This is a genomic window from Rhodococcus sp. K11/5, assembly GCF_055193735.1.
This window is the reverse complement of sequence record NZ_CM143721.1, coordinates 1,621,667-1,642,286: the sequence shown is the minus strand read 5'-3', so window position 1 is coordinate 1,642,286 and position 20,620 is coordinate 1,621,667. Positions and strand designations below refer to the sequence as shown.

Below are 20,620 nucleotides of genomic sequence, written 5' to 3'. Positions count from 1 at the left end.
TGCTAGTCGTTGTTGAAGTAGCTCAGCAGACGCAGGATCTCGACGTACAGCCACACCAGCGTGATGGTCAGGCCGAGAGCGACACCCCAGGCGGCCTTCTCCGGCGCCTGCGCGCGGATCAGCTGATCGGCCTGGTCGAAGTCCAGCAGGAAGCTGAACGCGGCGATACCGATGCACACGAGGCTGAAGACGATGGCGAGCGGGCCGCCGTCACGCAGGCCGAAGCCGCCGTCCATGAAGAAGCTGGCGATCAGGTTGCCGAGCATGAGAACCACGACACCGATGAGCGCGCCGACGATCATGCGGGTCAGGCGCGGCGTCACCCGGATGGCACCGGTCTTGTAGACGACGAGCATGCCGAAGAAGACACCGAAGGTGCCGAGGACGGCCTGGGCGATCAGCGCACTGCCACCCACTCCGCCGAACGCCACGTTGGTGAACATGAGCGACAGCGCACCGAGGAACACACCCTCGGCGGCGGCGTAGGCCAACACGATGCCGGGGTTGTCCATCTTGCGGCCGAACACGGCCACGAGCACCAGGACGAGTCCGATGATGCCGCCGCCGATGACGAACAGCGGTGCGAGCGACGGATTGTTGCTCGCCATGACGTAGGAGATGATCGCGGTGACCGTGAGCACGCCGAGCGTGGTCGCGGTCTTGGTGACCACGTCGTCGATGGTCATCGCGCGAGGCGCGTCACCGGTCTGGTAGGGCTGCGGAGCGCTCTGGGGTGCTCCGTACTGCTGGGTGACCGCGCCGGCACCGGCCGCGGCGGATCCGAACGAGGCGTAGCCGCCGCCCCCCTGCTTGGGCAGATTGCGGAACACCGGGTTGCTGGAACTGCGCACCGTGTCTCATCCCTTTCGTATGTACTCGAGTCGTGGAACCACCCGAGAAACCTCGATCCGAGCCGTATTGACTAGGACCTTCTATCTCACCAACGAGTACGCGGGCGTCAGAAGTTCCCGCCGCACGGAATCGTTCGGACAAAACGGACTCTACCGGTCTCCCGGCGGTGTTTCGCACCGAACACTCGGGGGAAGACAACCGGCATGAGCATCGAAGACGGACCGGGTGACACGCTCGACCAGAGCGAGAGCGTCGACTCGAACGAAGTGGGAGTGGGCGACGACGTGGTGACGCCGCCAGACTCCTGGAGTGAGGCGAACAAGTTCGGCACCACCGAGCGCGAGGCGCTCGAAGGCGAAACCTTGGATCAGAAACTGGCCGAGGAAGTACCCGACGTACCGCTCGAGGACGATCTGGCCGATCCGGTGTCCGTGACACCCGACAGCGACCTCACCGAGGACCTGGTCGACCGTGTGATCGACAGCGACGACGAGAACGACTATCTCGCGGCCGATCGAGACGACGCCAAGGACGCCGACGTGGTCGACGGCACCATCGTCGAGAACTCCGCGACGCACCGCGGCCAGATCGACGGCACCCCGGAGGACGACGGCTCCTTCTACTCCTGACCGATCGTCGGCACGCCCCGGTTCACCGTCACCTGATCGTTCGGGTGACGGTGAACTTGTCGTTGCGGCCGACGACCTCGGTGGGTCCGACCATGCGAGCCAGCATCGATCGGAACCGCAGGTGCGTGTTGTGTACCGCCCACAACTCGCCGCCGGGCCGCAGGACTCGGCGGGACGCGGCGAACAGTTTCTCGGCACCCCCGGTGTGCACCGCAGCGTTCTCGTGGAACGGGGGGTTGCACACGATCAGATCGACGCTCGCGTCCGGTTCCGCCGACATCGCGTCGTCACGACGCGTGAGCACCTGCACGCCGTTGGCCGCGGCCGTCGCGGCTGCCGACGCCACCGCGGCGGAGGACCGATCCGTCGCGACGACGGTGGCGGTGGGTCGCAACTGCGCCATGCGAACCGCGAGGATTCCGGAGCCGCAGCCCAGATCGACGATCGATCCGGCGTGGGAGGGCGTGCGGTCGAGGAACGAGCAGAGGAATCGCGTACCGAGGTCCAGCCGTTCGCCCGAGAACACGGCCCCGTGCGCCACCACGGTGAGACCGAGATCCGCGTGATGCGAGGTGGCCGGGAACCTCGAATCCTCCGGTGCCCGGGGACCGGTGATGCGGGGACCCGTGGTGCGGGGACCCGTGGCGATCAGCCCTCGGGACTTCTGCACCGCACGGGTCACGGACACCGTCTCGAAGTGTCGCCCCAACACGTCGTTCATGGTGCGGGACATGTGCTTGAGGCGCCCCGCTGCGAACACCTGCACCGAGGGGTCCGCCCAGCGGGCCACCGCCTCGGCCATCTCGTCGAGCTCGGCGAGAGCCCGCGGCAACTGCAGCAGCACCACCCGAGCCCCGGTCAGCAGGCTCTCTCCGAGTTCGTGATGGGTGAACCGGTCGGTGAGGCCCAGGGCCGCCGCGTTGCGATTCGTCGCGATCTCCGAGGTGATCGGATCCTGATACACCCGTAGGGCCGAGAAGCCATGCGCCACGGCAGCTCCCAGCGTCAGCGCGCCGTAGCGGTCACCGATCACCGCCACCGAACCGTCGGGCGCGGCGGACAGCGCCGTCGATGCCTCCGCGAGCACCAGGCGATCGGAGGCGTCGACGGCGTGCAGATTGGGAGCCTCGACATCGGGGGCTCGCCGCAGTGATTCGAAGATGGTTTCCGGGTCCGACACCGCGACAGTCTCTCACTGTTCGCGAGCAGACCGGCCCCGGTCGCGACCGAGGTGGGGCATCATTGCCGGACATGGGACTGACTGTGGCGATCACCGGCCCGACCGGCGACATCGGTATCTCGGCCGTGGACGAACTCGAACGCGATCCGAGGGTCGACAGGATTCTGGGAATGGCGCGGCGGCCGTTCGATCCGTCGGCCCACGGATGGACCAAGACCGTGTATCGGCAGGGCGACATCCTGGACCGGGATGCGGTCCGCGATTTCGTCGCCGACGCCGACGTCGTGGTCCACCTCGCCTTCCTGATCATGGGATCGCGGTCGGAGAGCGCCCGGATCAATCTCGCCGGCACTCGGAACGTCTTCGAGGCCGCCGTGGCGGCCGAGAGGCCGACCCGGTTGGTCTACACCTCGTCCGTCGCCGCGTACGGCTATCACGCGGACAATCGGGTGCCGCTCACCGAGGACACACCGACGCGCGGATCGGCGGAGCACTACTACTCCGAGCAGAAGGCAGAGCTCGAAGAGGTACTGCACGAGGTCACCGACGGATCAGGCCTCGAGGTGTACGTTCTGCGGCCGTGCATCGTGGCCGGACCCAAGGCCCGGACCCTGGCGGACTCGATGCCGTGGCGGGCGGTCGCCGAGCAGTTGCCTCCCGCCGTCTCCGGCGCAATCGCGGCGATTCCGTTGTTGCGCCCGGTGTTTCCCGACCCCGGTCATCCTCTGCAGCTGATCCACCACGACGACGTGGCGTCGGCGATCGCAGCGTGCGCCACCACCGACGCCGCACCGGGGGCGTTCAACATCGCGGGCGACGGGGTGGTGAGTCTGTCTCGGGTCGCGTCCGCCCTGGGAGCGATTCCCGTGCGGGTGCCCGCGGCGGTCGGATCGGCGGCGTCCGCGATTCTGAAGCGATTGCCGCTGGTTCCCGCCGCCGCGGAGTGGGTGCACGTCGGTCGCACGTCGGTGGTGATGGACACCTCGCGCGCGAAGCACCTGCTGCAGTGGCATCCGCGACACACCAGCGCCGCCACCCTCGACGCCATGGTGGAGGCACTGGACCGACGGTGATTTGCGCACCCGTCGCCGTCCGGTTAATTTGAGTCCGTTCCCGAACTTGAACACCGTTCAATTCGGGACAGAAACCTCGAAGATCAGGAGACGACACGGTGCGTTCGAAGACGTTCTCGGCACGGGATCTGGCGCAGGTCGCGGTGTTCGCCGCCCTCATCGCCGCCCTCGGCCTGCCCGGTTCCATCACGGTCGGCATCAGCGGGGTACCGATCACCCTGCAGACCCTCGGTGTGATCCTGGCCGGCGCCGTGCTCGGCGCGCGCAAGGGTGCGGCGTCGGTTCTCGTTCTGCTCTTCCTGGTGGCCATCGGCCTCCCGCTGCTCGCCGGCGGTCGTGGGGGGCTGGGCGTCTTCGCCGGCCCCACCGTCGGATACCTGGTGGGGTGGGTCTTCGGCGCGTTCGTCATCGGACTGCTCACTCGCCTCGTGCTGCCGAAGTACTCGCTGTGGAGCGGCCTGCTGATCAACGCGGTCGGCGGCATCGTGGTCATCTACGCCTTCGGCGTTCTCGGTCTGCTGCTGCGTACCGACCTGGGTGTCGGCGCCGCGATCGCGACCAACGGCGCCTACGTCCCGGGTGACGCGATCAAGGTCGTCGTCGGCACCGTCGTCGCCACGGGCGTGCACCGCGCCTACCCCGGCCTGATCGCACCTCGGCGCAGGTCGGCCGCCGCGACCGCGGGGTGACGGCCGCGCACCGCGACCCCGTCCTGGTGGCCGCGCGGCGAACCCCCATCGGGACCGCCGGCCATGCATTCGCCGACGCGACCGCGGCCGATCTCGCTGCCGTCGTTCTCGCCGACGTGGCCGAACGCGTTCGCGACCTGGGCCCGATCGACGACGTCGTGCTGGGGAACTGCGTCGGTCCCGGCGGCAACATCGCACGCGTGTCCGCCCTGCAGGCCGGTCTGGGCGTCGGCGTTCCGGGCGTGACCGTCGACCGGCAATGCGGATCCGGTCTCGACGCCGTCGTGACGGCCGCGATGAGGGTGCGCGCCGGGGATGATCTGATCCTCGCCGGCGGGGTCGAGTCCGCGAGCACCGCACCGTGGCGGTTCGTCCCCCCGTCCGCCGGGCGTGACCCCGTTCGCTACACCCGAGCGCCCTTCACCCCCGCGAACACCCCCGATCCGGACATGGGCGTCGCCGCCGACGACCTCGCCCGAGATCTGGGCATCGACCGCGAGCGCCAGGATCGATACGCCGCGCGGTCGCACCGCCTCGCCGCGGCCGCCGACTTCTCGGCCGAGATCGTCCCGACGTTCGGCCGAACCACCGACGAGCGAATCCGACGCGGTCTGACCGTCGACAGGCTCGCCCGGCTCCGCCCCGCGTTCGATCCCGCCGGCACCGCCACCGCCGGGAACTCGTGCGGCATCTCCGACGGCGCCGCCGTGCTCGCCGTCACCACCGCCGAGCGCGCCCGAGGCCGACCCGCGCTGCGCGTCCTCGGCTCGGCCGTCGCCGCGACCGATCCCGCACTGCCCGGACTGTCCCCCGTCCCCGCCATCCGGGCCGCGGTCGCCCGGAGCGGGCTCACCCTCGCCGACATCGGCGTCGTCGAGATCACCGAGGCCTTCGCCTCCGTCGTCCTCGCCGTCGTCGATGCGCTGGACCTCGATCCCGAGCGGGTGTGTCCCGACGGAGGCGCGATAGCGATGGGTCATCCGTGGGGCGCGTCGGGCGCCGTTCTGCTCGTACGGTTGGCTGCTCTGATGTCCCGTGACGATTCCCCCGAGTTCGGTCTCGCGGCCTGCGCCATCGGCGGCGGCCAGGGCGTGGCGATGGTCGTGCAACGGACCACCGCGTGAGCGTCATCCGGTTCGAGAAGGTCTCCCACTCCTACGGAGACCGGTCGGTGCTGCGCGACATCGATCTCGAGATCACCGAACGCCGAGTCGGCATCGTCGGCTCCAACGGGTCCGGCAAATCCACGTTGGCCAGGATGATCAACGGGTTGGTCACCCCCACCTCCGGGACGGTCACGGTCGACGGTCTCGACGTGGCCCGCAAGGGCGGCCGCGTGCGGCGGAAGGTCGGCTTCGTCTTCACCGATCCCGACAACCAGATCGTCATGCCCACCGTCGGCGAGGACCTCGCGTTCTCGCTGCGTCGGACGAAGCTGAGCAAACCGGAGGTCGCCGCCCGCGTCGCGCGCATTCTCGACCGGTTCGGTCTGGCGTCGCACGCCGACCATCCGTCGCATCTGCTCTCCGGCGGACAGAAGCAGATGCTGGCCATCGGCGCCGTACTGATCGGCGAGCCCGAGGTGCTGGTGGCCGACGAGCCGACCACCCTGCTCGATCTGCGCAACACCCGGCTCGTCAGTGGCGTTCTCGAGGGCCTCGACCAGCAGGTCGTCGTCGTCACCCACCATCTGTCGCTTCTCGGTCGATACGACCGCGTCGTCGTCGTGCACGAGGGCACGATCGCCTTCGACGGTTCCCCGGCGGATGCCGTTCCCGCCTACGAGGCGCTGCTCTCGTGATCGGTCTCTTCCGTCCGGGAACCTCCGTTCTGCATCGGCTTCCGGCCGGTGCCAAGTTGCTGGGATTGATGATCGCGATCATCGCCGTGGTCGCGACGGTGCGGCGCCCGCTCGACGTCGCGATCGCCGCTCTGCTCGTCGCCGTTCTCTACGGCGTCGGTCGTATCGGCCCTCGCGTCGCTCTCGCGCAGTTGCGTCCGCTCGTCTGGATGATCGCGATCATCGCCGTCTTCCAGGTGATCATCACCTCGCCGTCCCGCGCCGTCGTGGTCTGCGGTGTGCTGCTGCTCTCCGTGTCCCTGGCGGCGCTGGTGACCGTGACCACGAGGGTGACCGAGATGCTCGACACCTGTGGGCGGGTCATGCAACCGTTACGGCGATTCGGGGTGGACCCGGATCGGGTGGGATTGCTTCTGGCACTGACCATCCGGCTGGTCCCCCTGCTCACCGCGGTCGTCCACGAGGTCTCCGATGCCCGCAAGGCCCGGGGCCTGCAGTGGTCCGTCACCGCATTGGCGACACCCGTCGTGGTGCGGGCTCTGCGCACCGCGGACGCGCTGGGCGAGAGCCTGGTGGCGCGCGGGGTGGACGACCCCGACGAGCCCGACGAGCAGGGCGACGACAGCGGCGAGCAGGGCGACGACCGAATCGAGGACGAGGCGAACCGGGGATCCCGATGACCGACTCCGTCCCCCTCGTCGAGCGCATCGAGCGACGCGTCGCGGCCGACCCCGACTCCCCCGCCCTCGTCGCGGCGGACGCAGTGATGACGTACCGCGAACTGTGGGAGCACTCGGGGGCCGCCCGGTACGGTCTGCCCGGGACCGGTCGAGTGGCCGTGTTGCCGATTTCGGACGTGGGTTCGGTGGTCGTGGTGGTGGCCGCGATTCGCGCCGGACGCAGTGTGTTGCTGCTGCACCGGCACGTTCCCGCGGACCATCTGCGGGAGGTTCTGCGTCTCGGCGGCTGCGACCACGTCGTCGCCTCCTCGAGAGTGCATGCGCGATTACGCCGACTGGGCGTCTCCGGGCCGATCACGACGCCCGACGACGTCGTCGCACTCGGCACCCGGACCAGGGCATCGCAGGAGTTCGCTCCGCCCGAGGACGCCGAGCTGCTCGCGGGACTGACGTCGGGGACGTCGGGGCGACCGAAGCTGTTCGTGCGAGACCGTCGGTCGTGGTCACGCACGCTCGATCGATCCGACGAGGAGTTCACGGTGGATCACCGCTCGACGGTGGCGGCGCCCGGGGTGCTCGACCACACCCACTTCCTGTACGGCGTGCTCCACGGCCTCACCCGAGGCGCGACCGTCGACGTCCGCCCGCTGTCCGCCTGGCCCGCGTCGGGGTTCTCTCCCACACACGTCTACACGGTGCCCACCATCGCCCACGATCTGGTTCACGGTCGTGCGCCGGTACCGCCGTCGATCCGAGAAGTGTTGTCCTCCGGCGCATTCTGGCCCGACGCAGCGCGTCGGGCATTGGTCGCCGCCGTGCCGGGAGTGACCACGGCGCACTACTACGGGGCGTCCGAGCTGTCGATGGTGGCCCTCGGACTCTCGACCGAGAACCCCCCACCGGACTCCGCGGGACGACTGGTCTCCGGTGTCGACGTCGACGTCCGGGACGGCATCGTTCACGTACGCAGCGACATGCTCTTCGATGGCTATCTCGATCGCGGCACCGTCCGGGACGGACCGGAGAACGGGTGGATGTCGGTGGGAGACCGAGGCCTGGTTCGCGACGGGTGGTTGTTCCTGGCCGGGCGCCGCAGCGAGACCATCGTTCGCGGCGGCCTCAACGTCGAACCGACCGATGTCGAACGTGCGTTGCTCGAATTTCCGGGCATCGACGACGCTGCCTGCGCAGGAGCGCCGGACCCTCGGATGGGACACGTGCCCGTGGCCGCCGTCGTCGCGTCCGCACCACCGGACTGGTCCGCATTGCGGCGGCACCTCCGCGCGCGCCTCGACGTCGCCGCGGTTCCCACCCACATCTCGATCGTGGATCGGTTGCCGCGCACGGCCCGTGGCAAACTCGATCGGCCGGCGGTGGTCGATCTGGTCGTGGACCGAGCCTTGCCCTGAGACCTCCGGCTGTAGTCATATTGTCTGGACAAACTATTGACATAGCTTGTGATCTGGATTACAAATTAGGCCGTACCGTGGCCGGCGCGGCACGGGTTCGACCCCCAGCTCGACACCACCGCTTCACCGGCCCCCGCTCGGGCGTTCGAGAAAGAGACCACATGAATCGACACATCCCCCGCCGACGTTCGGCCGCGGCCGCCGCCATGGCGCTCGGCCTCGCACTCGCGGCCGGGTGCTCCAGTTCCGGCGGGGCGCCGCAGTCCTCCGGCGACGACGGCGCGAACGCCGGCACGGCCGACACCCCGCGCGCGGTCGTCGCCATGATCACGCACGAGGTTCCGGGCGACTCGTTCTGGGACCTGATCCGCAAGGGCGCCGAGGCGGCCGCCGCGAAGAGCAACATCGAGCTGCGCTACTCCGCCGACCCCGAGGCACCGAACCAGGCGAACCTGGTGCAGAGCGCCATCGATTCCGGCGTCGACGGAATCGCGGTCACCCTCGCCAAGCCCGACGCCATGGCGCCGGCCGTCGAGGCGGCGGAAGCGGCCGGCATCCCCGTCGTCGCTTTTAACTCCGGCTACGACACCTGGCAGGAGCAGGGGGTCCAGCAGTACTTCGGCCAGGACGAGGTCATCGCCGGCAACGCCGTGGGAGCGCGACTGACCGAGGAGGGCGCGCAGAAGACCCTCTGCATCATCCAGGAACAGGGCCAGGTCGCACTCGAATCACGCTGTGCCGGAGTGACTCAGGGCTTCACGGGTGGAACCACCGAGATCCTCAACGTCAACAGCCGGGACATGCCGTCCGTCGAGGCCACCATCACGGCCAAACTGCAGCAGGACCCCACCATCGACCACATCGTCGCGCTCGGTGCCCCCATCGCGCTGACCGCAGTGCAGTCGAAGAACAACGCGAACTCCGACGCCACGGTGGTCACGTTCGACACCAACGCCGCACTCGTCGGTGCCATCGAGAGCGGCGACGTCGCGTGGGCCGTCGACCAGCAGCCCTATCTGCAGGGCTATCTCGCCATCGACTCCCTCTGGCTCTACCTGAACAACGGCAACACCATCGGCGGCGGCAACCCGGTTCTCACCGGTCCTGCCTTCATCGACTCGACCAACATCGACTCGATCGCCCAGTACGCGGAGGCCGGCACACGCTGACCTGCGTCACCCGCCGACCTGCACCACCCGACGCGCGCCCCGACCGGATCCGACGGTCGGGGCGCGCGCCGCGTCGCCGGTTCCCGGCCGCCTCGGGTCGGTACGCTCACACGGTGACTTCCGACTCCCCGCCCATCATGGATCCCGCTCTCCTCGACATCGCCGAGGCGGCAACGGGTTTCATGCCGACCGACGAGGGTCTCGGGCTCTTCGAGGCGACGTCGGAGTTCCTCGGCGCGGGCGTCGCGGTCGAGATCGGCAGCTACTGCGGGAAGTCCACCGTCTTTCTCGGGGCCGCGGCTCGGGCCACCGGCGGCCGCGTAGTCACCGTCGATCACCACCGCGGATCCGAGGAACACCAACCGGGATGGGAGTACCACGACACCTCCCTCGTCGACCCCGCATCCGGGTCCCTGGACACCTTGGGCCGCTTTCGCCGCACCATCGCCGATGCCGGTCTCGAGGACATCGTCGTCGCCGTGGTGGGGCGATCGGTCGACGTGGCCGCACTCTGGCACCATCCCGTCGCCGTGCTCTTCGTGGACGGCGGGCACACCGACGAGGCCGCCGCGGCCGACTTCGAGGGGTGGGCCAAATGGGTGGCGCTCGGCGGGGCGCTGCTCATCCACGACGTGTTCGCCGATCCCGCGGACGGGGGTCAGGCTCCGTATCGGATCTACCTGCGCGCGTTGGCCACCGGCGAATTCGAGGAGGTCCGCCGCGTCGGATCTCTACGGGTGTTGACGCGAAGCTCCGGCCAGCCGGGCCGACTCGTCGGCTGACCACGGCGCGTCACGGCCCGACGCCACCCCCGTCCGACTCACCGTCGTCCGGCAAACGGGACTTTTCGGCAATACGAGGCGCTACGCTGACCCGACGCCGAGCACGAGGAGGACCGACCGTGGTGCAGCTTGGCCCCGAGGATCAGGGGGGCCGGACAGCCGACCCCCGCGAGAACGACGAGATCGACCAGCGATCGGCCGGTGAACGCGCCGACGAGGTGAAGCCGGGCCGTCGAACCCGTCAATGGGTGGGTCTCGGCGCCGGTGTGGCACTGGCGCTTCTCGTCTACGCGATCATGCCGAACGACGTGGAGCCCGCAGCTCGACTGACTGCGGCGACCGCGGTGCTCATGGGCATCTGGTGGATGACCGAGGCGATTCCGATTCCCGCGACCGCACTGTTGCCGCTGATCATCTTCCCCGTTCTCGACGCGGACGTCGTCGTCAACGACGTGGGCGCCTCCTACGGTAACAACATCATCTTCCTGTTCATGGGCGGCTTCCTCCTCGCCCTGGCCATGCAACGGTGGAATCTGCACCGACGGATAGCCCTCCTCACCGTCAACGCGATGGGCACGCGACCACCGATGGTCATCGCGGGCTTCATGATCGCGACCGGCTTCCTCTCCATGTGGGTGTCCAACACCGCCACCGCCGTGATGATGATTCCCATCGGCGTCTCGGTTCTGGTGCTGGTTCTCGACATCGGCAAGAAGGCCGGCGCGGTCCCGAATGCCGATTCGACCGAGACGGTCGGCAACGCCGAGGCCCGCACCGAGAAGGCCGACGCGAACGACGACGTACCCGACGACGCGACCATCACCGAGGCCGTGATCAAGAGCAACTTCGGTACCGCCCTCATGCTGGGCATCGCGTACGCCGCGTCGATCGGTTCGCTGGGCACGATTATCGGCACCCCACCCAACACACTGCTGGTGGGATACCTCGAAGGCCAGGGAATCACCATCGGATTCCTCCAGTGGATGATCGCGGGTGTCCCGCTCGCCGTCGTCCTGCTGGTCATCACGTGGTTCCTGCTGACCCACGTTCTGTTCAAGCCCGAGATCGACGACATCCCCGGCGGCAGACAACTCATTCGCGGCGAATTGAACTCCCTCGGAACGATGTCGCAGGGCGAGATCCGCGTCGCGATCATCTTCTGCCTCGCCGCCGCGTCGTGGGTCGGGGTTCCTCTCCTGTTCGAGGATCCCCCCATCTCCGACACCGGTATCGCGATGGCCGCGGCGCTGCTGCTGTTCCTGCTGCCGAGCGGGAGCCGCAAGGGGGTGCGCCTGATCGACTGGGAGACCGCGGTCAAGCTTCCCTGGGGCGTGCTGTTGCTCTTCGGCGGCGGACTCGCCCTGTCGTCTCAGTTCGAGTCCAGTGGTCTGACCGAATGGATCGGCAGCGTCGCCGGTGGGCTGGACACGATCCCGGTCGTCCTGTTGGTGGTCGTGGCGACGGCGGCGATCATCTTCCTGACCGAGATCACCAGCAACACGGCCACCGCGGCGACGTTCCTGCCCGTGGCGGGCGGCGTGGCGATCGGCATGGACATCGACATCCTGATCCTGACCGTCCCGGTCGCACTGGCCGCGACCTGCGCCTTCATGCTGCCGGTCGCGACACCGCCCAACGCGGTTTCGTACGCGAGCGGGTACATCACCATCGGTCAGATGATGAGGGGCGGTGTGTGGTTGAACCTGATCGCGATCGCTCTCATCACCCTGGCCGCCTACACCGTGTTCGCGTGGTCCCTGGGTATCGCGTTCTGATCCGACTGCGTTCCGATCCGACTGGGTTCTGATGCGACTGCGGAGTGACCGACTAGAGCGGGAAACGAGTCTCTCGCTCGGTGAACGGCTCCGGGTACGCGGGGACGAGGCGACGGAACCATTCCGTACCGAATGCGGCGGCGAGACCGTCGTCGGGAAGGTCCATGAAGGGCCCGAAGTCGTTGATCTGGGATTCGTGCGCGCGCATGGCAGCACGCTTGGCTCCCAGCACGGCGGTGACGTCCACCGCCGTCGTCAACTCGCTCTCCGGGCGCCCGAACTTCTCGAGATCCATCTCGGGCGGCGGTCCCGTCCGGGGCTCGTCGGCGTTCGACGACGCGTCCCCGGGGTCGGCCCACGAGGGATTCGCGGCCATGAGCGAGAGCATGTGGTCGCGGTTCATCGTCGCCTCGTACACGTACGGAACCTGCGCCAGTGCCCCCGCGCGTACACCGACGTGATGAACCTGGATGTGGTCCGGATGTCCGTAACCACCGTTGGGGTCGTACACGGTGAGCACGTCGGCGCCCTCCTCGCGGAGAATGTCGGCAAGACGCGTCGCCGCCGACTCGACGTCGACGTTGGCGAAGGCGTCCGGATGCGCGTTCCCCTCGGTTCCCGCCATGCCGGAGTCGGCGTACCCCAGCATCACCACGCGGGAAATTCCGAGGGCCTCGGCCGAGCGGACGAGCTCGACGCGTCGACGCTCGGTCAGGTTCTCGCCGTCGGCCAACAACCCGTCCGGAACCTCACCGAGGGCTCCGTCGGTGGCGGTCACCAGGATCACCCGATGACCCGCGTCCGCGGCACCGCGCATGACACCGCCGGTTCCGAAGACCTCGTCGTCGGGATGGGCGTGAAAGCACACCAGAACACTCATCGGCAGATGGTCCCACGGCGGCGCCGACGACGGTGACCGGGCGGCCTGGTTGAATTGCACCCGAGCCCTGACGAAGAAAGGTGGGCGCGCGGAGATGTCGACAGACAACGGCACCACGGACGAATTTCGCGTGGATACGGAATGGTTCGACGGCACAGCGGTTCTCACGGTCGCGGGTGACCTCGACCTGTCCACGGTGGCGGTGCTGCAGGACGCCGTCGACGCCGTCATCGGGTCCGAGTTGGCGTCGCTGATCATCGACCTCACCGGCGTGGACTTCCTCGCGTCCGCCGGAATGACGGTGCTGGTCACGTCGCACCAGTCCGTGGGCGAACGGCCGTTCTCGGTGGTCGCTCACGGAGCGGCGACCGCACGTCCGCTGCAACTCGTCGGACTCGACGAGGCGTTCGCCATCCACCCGACTCGTGACGACGCACTCTCCGCGGTCGGCGGATCCGTCGGTTCCTGACCGGAGGGGCCCGCAACCGAACGAATCCTCATCCGAAACGAATTCGACGGGGGTCGAGTGTGCAGAGACGTGGTCGACTGGGTACCCGCTTCGATGTGACTGACGACGGCCCCGAGCAAGTGCGCCAGGAGTCGTCCCACTTCAGCATGGACGACGTGCCTGCCGACGCACATCGCATCACCGACGTGCGCAAGAGCTTCGGGTCGTGGGTCTCCGCGCGGACCGCTTTCGACGCCACACGTGCCTACGACATCGTCCTCGCCGTGTACGAGGCGATGGCCAACGTCGTCGAGCACGCGTACACCGACACCGCGCCCACCGACCACGAGGTGTTCGACGTCCACGCCCGCGTCGAGCCGTCGGCCGGAAGCCTCCAGGTCACCGTCGCCGACCACGGCAGTTGGTCCGATGCCGAACCCGGACCGATGCGAGGTCGCGGCCTGCCCCTGATCGAAACGCTCGCGGACGACCTGACGCTCTCGTGCGGCGCGGACGGAACCGAGGTCACCATGATCTGGAAGATGAACTCGTCGGGTGGCCTGCACGCGACGCGCTCCATCTCGTAGACTGATACAAGATTTCCGACTTCCGAGTCGGACTCCTCCAGCCCCGGGGAGATCGCACGTGCACCTTTCTCGATCTTTCCCGGAGGCTCTGTGACCATGGCCGGACCGTCGTCCGTTCCCCGCGCGTCGACCCTGAACGGGTGCGACGTGAAGCCGGTCGACCCGACCGTGGGCACCGACGATGCACTTGCCGAGGTGGCGCGAGTCGCGGCCCTCGCTCGATACGACGTCCTTCGCCAACCCGTCGACAGCTCGTTCGATCGCCTCGCCCGGATGGCCGCGCGGTGGCTCCGCACGCCCTTCGCCTCGGTCACCATCGTCGATTCCGATCACATCTGGTTCCGGGCCGGTCACGGCTTCGATGCGCCCACCAGGATCGACCGGGAGGGCGGATTGTGTGTCTCCGCCATCGCCGCGGACGGACCGTACGTGGTGACCGACGCGTCCACCGACCCGGGAGCGATGCACAACTCGCTGGTCACGGGCGAGATCGGGATCCGCTTCTACGCCGCCGCACCCATCGTGACCTCGGACGGACATCACCTCGGCACCGTCAACGTCTTCGACACGGCGCCACGTGACTTCGACCCGAGCGACGCGACCGTGCTGACCGAGTTGGCGGCCGTGGCGATGGACGAGCTGGAATTGCGCATGTCCGCGATGACGACGGTGCGCACCGAGCGTGCACTGCGGGCCAGGGCGGAACAGGATGCAGCCGTCATCGGTGAGTACGCGGCAGTGTTGCAGCGCACTCTGCTGCCGCCCTCGCTTCCGCACATCGAGGGCCTGAGTCTGGCCACCCACTATCACGCGGCATCGTCGTTGCAGGTCGGCGGGGATTTCTACGACCTGTTCGCCGTCGGCAAGGATCGGTGGGCGTTCTTCCTCGGCGACGTACAGGGCCACGGAGTCGGAGCGGCGGCGGTGACCTCGCTGGTGCGATACACCCTTCGGTCGGCCGCACTGCACCACGACAACCCGGTGGACGGGCTGGCCGAATTGAACCGCGTCCTCATGATGGACGCGGATCAGAAACGGTTCTGCACCGTCCTGTTCGGCATTCTCACGCCCGACCCCGATGGTGGCTTCCGGGTGACGCTGGCGACGGGCGGACACCCGCCGGCGCTGTTGTCGGATCCGTCGGCCGGACTCGTGCACGAGATCCGGTCGGATGTCGGCATGTTCGTCGGAGCGCTCGACGACGCCGTGTTCGGGGCGTGCAGTTTCCGCCTGACCCGCGGTCAGACCCTGCTGCTGTACACCGACGGCATCACCGAGGCCCGACCCGACGGCCGGACGATGTTCGGCGAGGACGGGCTCGCGGACTTCGCCCACCGTCGGATCGGGATGTCGGCCACCGACCTGGTCGACGATCTCGCCGACCTCATCCCGACGCTGGCGCCGATCGACGACATCGCGCTTCTCGCGTTCGGCGCCTGACCGGCGTCGCTCGCGCTGTCACTCGGCCCGAAAAGCGCTAGCTTGGAGACATGTCCACTCTTCGCGATTCCATCCGAGAAGAACTCCGGGTCGAGCCCACCATCGACCCTCGCTCCGAGGTCGACTCTCGCGTGTCCTTCCTCGTCGATTACCTCGCCGCCACCGGCACGGCCGGGTTCGTGCTCGGGATCAGCGGTGGCCAGGACAGCACGCTGACCGGTCGGCTCTGCCAACTCGCCGCGGAACGGGCGCGCGAGTCCGGGCACGACGCCTTGTTCGTCGCCGTGCGTCTGCCCTACGGAACGCAGGCCGACGAGGCCGACGCGGCCATCGCACTCGATTTCATCGCGCCGGATCGGACCGTCACGGTCGACATCAAGCCGGCCACGGACGCCGCCGCCGCCACGGTTGCGGCTGCGCTCGACACGGAGCGGTTGAGCGACTTCGTGCGTGGAAACCTCAAGGCCCGCCAGCGGATGGCGGCACAGTACGCGATCGCCGGCGAGTCGAACCTGCTGGTGGTGGGCACCGACCACGCGGCGGAAGCGGTCACGGGGTTCTTCACCAAGTACGGCGACGGCGGAGTCGATCTCACTCCGTTGACCGGTCTGACGAAGCGGCAGGGAGCGGCTCTGCTGCGCGAACTGGGCTCGCCGGACAGCACGTGGAACAAGGTGCCCACCGCCGACCTCGAGGACGACCGTCCGGCGCTGCCGGACGAGGAAGCTCTCGGTGTCACCTACGCCGAGATCGATTCCTACCTCGAGGGCGCGGAGGTGTCCGACGACGCGGCGAACACCATCGAACGCTGGTTCCTGCGTACCCGGCACAAGCGGACGACGCCGGTCACTCCGGACGAGAAGTGGTGGCGCTGAGCCCGTGGACACGAACGCGCCCCCGAGAGCGAGAGCTCTCGGGGGCGCAGTCGTGAGTCGGGGGTGATCAGCCGAGGCCGACCACGTCCTTCGCGACGTCCGCGAGGCGGGTCTGCACGGCGGAGACCACGCTGTGGCGGTTCTTGTTCCGCTCCTCGTAGGCCATCACGGCGCGCAAGTCGGCCGGATCGCCGAGCTCCTTGATCGCGGCGACGGCGTTGGTCACGTTCAACGAGTCGTACTCGGCCACGGGCAGTTCGCTCTCCTCGAGCGTTCCGCTCGCGGCACGCGTGCGGTGGATGGCCTCGGCGACGGTGGTCGCGCCGCGGTCACGGGTGACCTCCTCGGCGGTCTCCAGGGCGGCGTCACGGCTCGCGGCCAGTGTGTCCACGGCGACGTCGCCGGCGCGCGCCCCGCGACCGATGAGGTCGTTCACCTTCGACGGAACTTCCTTCGCGGTACCGATGGCGCGGTCCACGCCGCGGGCCGTGATGGTGGCCGGGGTGTTGATCAAGCGCACCGCTGCACCGGTTGCGGCCTGCAGCGGAGTCCGGCGCAATGCGGTCGGGCCGCCGAGGGCATCCTCCGCGAGGACGATGGTGAGCCACTCGACGGTGGCGGTGTGGGCTTCGATCAGCCGGTCGGCGAGGGCCACGACGGAATCGTCCTTGGCCACGGTCGCCAGCGCCTTCGTGTACCGCGAGCGGTCGAGCAGCTGGTGCTCGAGCACGAGGTCACCGAGCAGCGCCTCGTCCAGCGGCTGCGCCTGCTCGGCGATGGTCTTGACCAGTGCGGTCACGCGGCCGACGGCGGGCGCGACGATGTCGGGGAAGCTGCCCAGTTCGCGAATCGCGGACTGGATGGCGCGGGCGCGCTCCCGACCGTTGGCTGCGTTCTCGGACAGCTCGGTGCGTACCGCTTCGGTGCGGGCCTGAACCGTGCGGGTCTCGGCGACCTGGATCTCGGTGTTGGTCAGCGCGAGCAGGGCGCGAAGCTGGGCGGCCAGTGCGCCTCGGGTGGCGTTGCGTGCGATATCGGTTGCCATGGTCGTTCGCTCCTTATCCGTGGGCGTTCGAACACTCGGCTGTGGTACCGAGCGCTACTACTTATGGTTACCCGACGGTAAGGAGACATAACACCGACGTGATGCGTTCAACACATGTCACTGCACGCCGAAGCACTACGGACCGAGGAAGCACTACGGACCGAGGACCGCGCCGAGTGCGTCCAGTGCGGGACGCTGCCCCGCGAGAATCTTGATCCGCGCCCGATCCAGCGCGAACCACTCGATGCGATCGACCTCGGGGAAGGACACCGTGCGCCCCGAGCGGGGCGGCCACACCATCTCGACCCGCAGTTCGGTCGTCACCACCGGATCGAAGTCCGCCGCGACCGCGAAGACGTGGACCGACTTCGCTCGCGATTGCTGCACGATGCCCAGGTCCGTCCACGGCCCCTCCGGAACGTCGGCACCGATCTCTTCGCGGAATTCGCGAGCGGCGGCGGACATCGGATCCTCGGCGGCGGGATCGAACTCGCCCTTCGGCACGGACCACGCCCCGTCGTCGCGGCGCGCCCAGAACGGCCCGCCCGGATGCGCGAGCAGAACCGAGACGGCCCCCGCGACGCGTCGGTACAACAGGATTCCCGCGCTGGTCTTCATCGCGACATCATGACTGCCCTTCCGGCGCGAGTACGCCTGCGTCTCTGTAGTGAGTGGACGGTCGGTGAAATGGCGGTGTCTTTTCTGTGGACAACCGATACCGGGGTGATTATCGTGATGAGTGCAAGCGAACGGATCGAATGTCTTCATACGAGGCAGGTGGTGCACATCAACTCGAATTCGACAGCACATCGTGTTCCTTCCACCGCGACGGGCCGCTCCCGGTAGAGGTAAGTGCGCGCAATGATCAACGCCTCCTTGCCATTCGGCGTGGATCCGCAAGCACCTTCCACCGGAGAACACCGTTCGTCGCAACACTTTGTCCGTCGACCCCGGCACCCACGCGGTGCCGGGGTCTTCTCGTCGTGCAGGGTCCGTTCCGGGTTTGAGTGACCGCGAAAACGTGTACCTATAATCGTGAGGGTCGTACCGGTCCCGGCAACGGGTTCGCGGCACGGCCGAGCACTACTACCGAGAGGGCACACGATGGCTATCAACGACGACGACATCACGACATCCGGAGCCACAGGCGGCGAAGGTCCCGCCGACGGCGGATCGAACCCGCAGGGGCACGACGGCGGCGCCGACGGCGCAGCATCGCCCACCGAGGGCCCGGCCGACGGCGGATCGAACCCCGGTGGCCACGACGGCGGCGCTGACGGTTCCGCAGCCAAGGGCGAGGGGCCTGCCGACGGCGGCTCCAACCCGGACGGCCACGACGGCGGTGCGGACGGCACGGCTTGAGCCGACCGGCCTCGGGCGAGCGCGGACCGGTCACCCGGTCCGCGCTCGCTCGTCTCGTATCCGTCGACGAACGCACGTTCGCCGACACCCACTGGGGAGCGGCTCCCCTTCTCACCCGTGCCGCGGATCTCCCCGCTCCGTTCACCGATCTGCTGACTACCGATGCCGTCGACGAACTGGTGTCCGAGCGAGGCGTGCGCACACCGTTCGCCCGCATGGCCAAGAACGGATCGCTGACCGATCGATCGTCTTTCACCGCGTCCGGCGGTTTCGGCGCCGAGGTCACCGACCAACTGGACTCGGCCGGCGTGCTCGCCGCGTTCGCCGACGGTCACACTCTCGTGCTGCAGGGCCTGCACCGGCTGTGGCCGCCGATCATCGATTTCACCACCGAGCTCGTCCGCGACCTCGGCCATCCCGTTCAGGTCAACTCGTACATCACTCCCGCGTCCTCGCGCGGATTCGATCCGCACTACGACGTCCACGACGTCTTCGTGCTGCAGATCTCCGGCGAGAAGCGATGGATACTGCATCCACCGGTACATCCGCACCCCCTGCCCGATCAGCCGTGGTCGGACCGGCGTGACGCGGTCACCGCGATGGCGCAGACCCCCGCGACCATCGACACCGTTCTGCGCGAGGGCGATTCGCTGTACGTCCCCCGCGGATGGATCCATTCGGCCGAGGCGCTCGGCGACACCTCGGTGCACCTGACCGTGGGCGTCTCCGCCGCCACCCGCCACGACCTGGTCCGGTTGGTTCTCGATGCGCTCGGCGACGGCGAGACGTTTCGCGCTCCGCTCCCCGCCGGTCTCGACCTCACCGACGCCGACGCCGTGGCGCCGCACGTGCGAGCGTTGCTCGAGGACCTGTCGGCGGCACTCACCTCGACCTCGGCGGCCGAGGCCCTCGTTCCGAGTGTGACCGACGGTGTGCGTCGGCGGTTCGACGCCATGACTCGCCCCGAACCGGTTCGTCCGTTGCGCACCGTGGCCACCATGTCCGCGCTGACGCCGTCGTCGACGGTGACCTGGCGGCGCGGACTCCACGCCCGCGTGACCGTGGATCCCGAACGAGTTCACGTTACGATGCGCACCAAGACCGTGTCGCTGCCGGCCTCGTGCGCGGAGGCCGTGTTCGCTCTGCACGCGGGCAAGCCGTGCACACTCGCCGATCTCCCCGCTCTCGACGCCGACGACGCGGTGGTCGTGGTGCGTCGATTGCTGAGGGAAGGCATCGTCACCGCCGTTCCCGCGCCGGGGGGCGATACCGCGACCGAGGAGGGTGCGACACCGTGGAGAAAGTAGTTCTGCTCGACGAGGACGGACGCGCCACGGGAGTCCACGACAAGGCCACCGTCCATCACCGTGACACTCCCCTGCACCTGGCTTTCTCCAGCTATCTCGTCGATCCGGACGGACGGGTCCTGATCACGCAGCGAGCTCACGAGAAAACGACGTGGCCCGGTGTCTGGACCAATACCTGTTGCGGACATCCCGCGCCCGGCGAGCCGCTGGATCGTGCGGTGTTGCGCCGCCTCGAACACGAGCTGGGAATCACCGCGTCGTCCGCGGAACCCGTCCTCCCCACGTTTCGCTACCGCGCGGTGATGGACAACGGCGTCGTCGAGAACGAGATCTGCCCGGTCTTCCTGGTTCGCCACGACGGCCGCGACATCGATCCCAACCCGGACGAGGTCGCGTCCTATCGGTGGGAACCCTGGGCCGACTTCGCGAGCAGTGTGCTGGCGGGCACCAGCGACATCTCGCCGTGGTGCCAGGACCAGGTGCGCGGTCTCCACGAACTGGGGCCGGATCCGCGGCGCTGGCAGCCGAGTTCCGTCGACGCCCTGCCCCCCGCCGCCCGCGAAGCCGACGGCCGTTGGATCCCGTGACGGACGGGAATGGTCCGTGCCGACGTGGGCGCGGATCCGAAATGCCATTA

Annotated in this window: 22 protein-coding genes; 17 read left to right on the top strand and 5 right to left on the bottom strand. The window is 68.4% G+C overall.

The genetic code is table 11. The features are described from left to right. Window positions 1-2: 2 nt before the first annotated feature. Window positions 3-851, bottom strand: a complete 849-nt coding sequence (locus ACY466_RS07995; RefSeq protein ID WP_463251404.1) for a Bax inhibitor-1/YccA family protein — start codon at window positions 849-851, stop codon at window positions 3-5. Between the two features lie 204 nt (window positions 852-1,055). Between ACY466_RS07995 and ACY466_RS07990 the strand changes: the two genes are divergently transcribed. Then, entirely contained in the window at window positions 1,056-1,481 is a 426-nt protein-coding gene (locus ACY466_RS07990; RefSeq protein ID WP_463251402.1) for a hypothetical protein, read from the top strand. 28 nt (window positions 1,482-1,509) lie between these two features. On the opposite strand, the gene ACY466_RS07985 is transcribed toward ACY466_RS07990, so the two are convergent. Beyond that, window positions 1,510-2,661 carry a class I SAM-dependent methyltransferase gene (locus tag ACY466_RS07985; RefSeq protein WP_463251400.1) on the bottom strand — a complete coding sequence of 384 codons (1,152 nt, stop codon included), beginning with the start codon at window positions 2,659-2,661 and terminating at the stop codon, window positions 1,510-1,512. Between the two features lie 71 nt (window positions 2,662-2,732). Here ACY466_RS07985 and ACY466_RS07980 point away from each other — a divergent pair, with 71 nt between their 5' ends. The 9 genes from ACY466_RS07980 to ACY466_RS07940 all read left to right on the top strand — a co-directional run bounded on the left by ACY466_RS07980 (window position 2,733) and on the right by ACY466_RS07940 (window position 12,039). Further along, the gene (locus ACY466_RS07980; protein WP_463251398.1) at window positions 2,733-3,734 is read left to right on the top strand and encodes an NAD-dependent epimerase/dehydratase family protein; all 1,002 of its coding nucleotides are present in this window, start codon (window positions 2,733-2,735) and stop codon (window positions 3,732-3,734) included. Between the two features lie 98 nt (window positions 3,735-3,832). Further along, window positions 3,833-4,423: a biotin transporter BioY gene (locus tag ACY466_RS07975; protein ID WP_463251396.1), complete on the top strand. Its 591-nt coding sequence runs from the start codon at window positions 3,833-3,835 to the stop codon at window positions 4,421-4,423. After that, the gene (locus ACY466_RS07970) at window positions 4,420-5,547 is read left to right on the top strand and encodes a thiolase family protein (RefSeq protein WP_463251394.1); all 1,128 of its coding nucleotides are present in this window, start codon (window positions 4,420-4,422) and stop codon (window positions 5,545-5,547) included. The genes ACY466_RS07975 and ACY466_RS07970 overlap by 4 nt, the downstream gene beginning before the upstream one ends. Next, window positions 5,544-6,224: an energy-coupling factor ABC transporter ATP-binding protein gene (locus ACY466_RS07965; RefSeq protein ID WP_463251391.1), complete on the top strand. Its 681-nt coding sequence runs from the start codon at window positions 5,544-5,546 to the stop codon at window positions 6,222-6,224. Before ACY466_RS07970 ends, ACY466_RS07965 begins: the two co-directional genes overlap by 4 nt. After that, a complete protein-coding gene (locus tag ACY466_RS07960; RefSeq protein ID WP_463251388.1) occupies window positions 6,221-6,904 on the top strand; it encodes an energy-coupling factor transporter transmembrane component T family protein in 684 nt (227 codons plus the stop codon). Before ACY466_RS07965 ends, ACY466_RS07960 begins: the two co-directional genes overlap by 4 nt. Continuing rightward, on the top strand, window positions 6,901-8,313 hold the full coding sequence (locus ACY466_RS07955; protein ID WP_463251386.1) for an AMP-binding protein: 1,413 nt from the start codon (window positions 6,901-6,903) through the stop codon (window positions 8,311-8,313). Before ACY466_RS07960 ends, ACY466_RS07955 begins: the two co-directional genes overlap by 4 nt. A gap of 161 nt (window positions 8,314-8,474) precedes the next feature. Further along, a complete protein-coding gene (locus ACY466_RS07950) occupies window positions 8,475-9,482 on the top strand; it encodes a substrate-binding domain-containing protein (RefSeq protein ID WP_463251384.1) in 1,008 nt (335 codons plus the stop codon). A gap of 137 nt (window positions 9,483-9,619) precedes the next feature. Then, a complete protein-coding gene (locus ACY466_RS07945; protein ID WP_463252176.1) occupies window positions 9,620-10,264 on the top strand; it encodes a class I SAM-dependent methyltransferase in 645 nt (214 codons plus the stop codon). A gap of 122 nt (window positions 10,265-10,386) precedes the next feature. After that, entirely contained in the window at window positions 10,387-12,039 is a 1,653-nt protein-coding gene (locus ACY466_RS07940) for an SLC13 family permease (RefSeq protein WP_463252175.1), read from the top strand. A gap of 52 nt (window positions 12,040-12,091) precedes the next feature. Here the strand turns inward: ACY466_RS07940 and ACY466_RS07935 are convergent, their stop codons facing one another. Next, on the bottom strand, window positions 12,092-12,919 hold the full coding sequence (locus ACY466_RS07935; protein WP_463251381.1) for a PIG-L family deacetylase: 828 nt from the start codon (window positions 12,917-12,919) through the stop codon (window positions 12,092-12,094). A gap of 94 nt (window positions 12,920-13,013) precedes the next feature. Here ACY466_RS07935 and ACY466_RS07930 point away from each other — a divergent pair, with 94 nt between their 5' ends. The 4 genes from ACY466_RS07930 to nadE all read left to right on the top strand — a co-directional run bounded on the left by ACY466_RS07930 (window position 13,014) and on the right by nadE (window position 16,269). After that, window positions 13,014-13,388 carry an STAS domain-containing protein gene (locus tag ACY466_RS07930; RefSeq protein ID WP_463251379.1) on the top strand — a complete coding sequence of 125 codons (375 nt, stop codon included), beginning with the start codon at window positions 13,014-13,016 and terminating at the stop codon, window positions 13,386-13,388. A 95-nt stretch (window positions 13,389-13,483) separates the two neighbouring features. Next, window positions 13,484-13,954: an ATP-binding protein gene (locus tag ACY466_RS07925; RefSeq protein WP_463251377.1), complete on the top strand. Its 471-nt coding sequence runs from the start codon at window positions 13,484-13,486 to the stop codon at window positions 13,952-13,954. A gap of 96 nt (window positions 13,955-14,050) precedes the next feature. Next, complete coding sequence (locus ACY466_RS07920) at window positions 14,051-15,394, top strand: PP2C family protein-serine/threonine phosphatase (RefSeq protein WP_463252174.1); 1,344 nt, start codon at window positions 14,051-14,053, stop codon at window positions 15,392-15,394. A gap of 50 nt (window positions 15,395-15,444) precedes the next feature. Beyond that, entirely contained in the window at window positions 15,445-16,269 is an 825-nt protein-coding gene (gene nadE, locus ACY466_RS07915; RefSeq protein WP_463251375.1) for an ammonia-dependent NAD(+) synthetase, read from the top strand. Between the two features lie 67 nt (window positions 16,270-16,336). Here the strand turns inward: nadE and ACY466_RS07910 are convergent, their stop codons facing one another. Both ACY466_RS07910 and ACY466_RS07905 read right to left on the bottom strand, forming a co-directional pair. Beyond that, window positions 16,337-17,314, bottom strand: coding sequence for a ferritin-like domain-containing protein (locus tag ACY466_RS07910; protein ID WP_463251373.1), 978 nt, complete (start codon window positions 17,312-17,314; stop codon window positions 16,337-16,339). Between the two features lie 153 nt (window positions 17,315-17,467). Beyond that, window positions 17,468-17,932, bottom strand: a complete 465-nt coding sequence (locus ACY466_RS07905; protein WP_463251371.1) for an NUDIX domain-containing protein — start codon at window positions 17,930-17,932, stop codon at window positions 17,468-17,470. Window positions 17,933-18,418: 486 nt separating this feature from the next. Here ACY466_RS07905 and ACY466_RS07900 point away from each other — a divergent pair, with 486 nt between their 5' ends. Genes ACY466_RS07900 through idi form a run of 3 tightly spaced genes read left to right on the top strand, consistent with a single transcriptional unit; the run spans window position 18,419 to window position 20,570 of the window. After that, window positions 18,419-18,676, top strand: coding sequence for a BatC protein (locus ACY466_RS07900; RefSeq protein ID WP_463251369.1), 258 nt, complete (start codon window positions 18,419-18,421; stop codon window positions 18,674-18,676). Further along, complete coding sequence (locus ACY466_RS07895; protein ID WP_463251367.1) at window positions 18,673-19,983, top strand: cupin domain-containing protein; 1,311 nt, start codon at window positions 18,673-18,675, stop codon at window positions 19,981-19,983. Before ACY466_RS07900 ends, ACY466_RS07895 begins: the two co-directional genes overlap by 4 nt. After that, window positions 19,971-20,570 (top strand): isopentenyl-diphosphate Delta-isomerase, encoded by a 600-nt coding sequence (gene idi, locus ACY466_RS07890; RefSeq protein WP_463251365.1) that lies wholly within the window; start codon window positions 19,971-19,973, stop codon window positions 20,568-20,570. Before ACY466_RS07895 ends, idi begins: the two co-directional genes overlap by 13 nt. The last annotated feature ends 50 nt before the right edge of the window (window positions 20,571-20,620 follow it).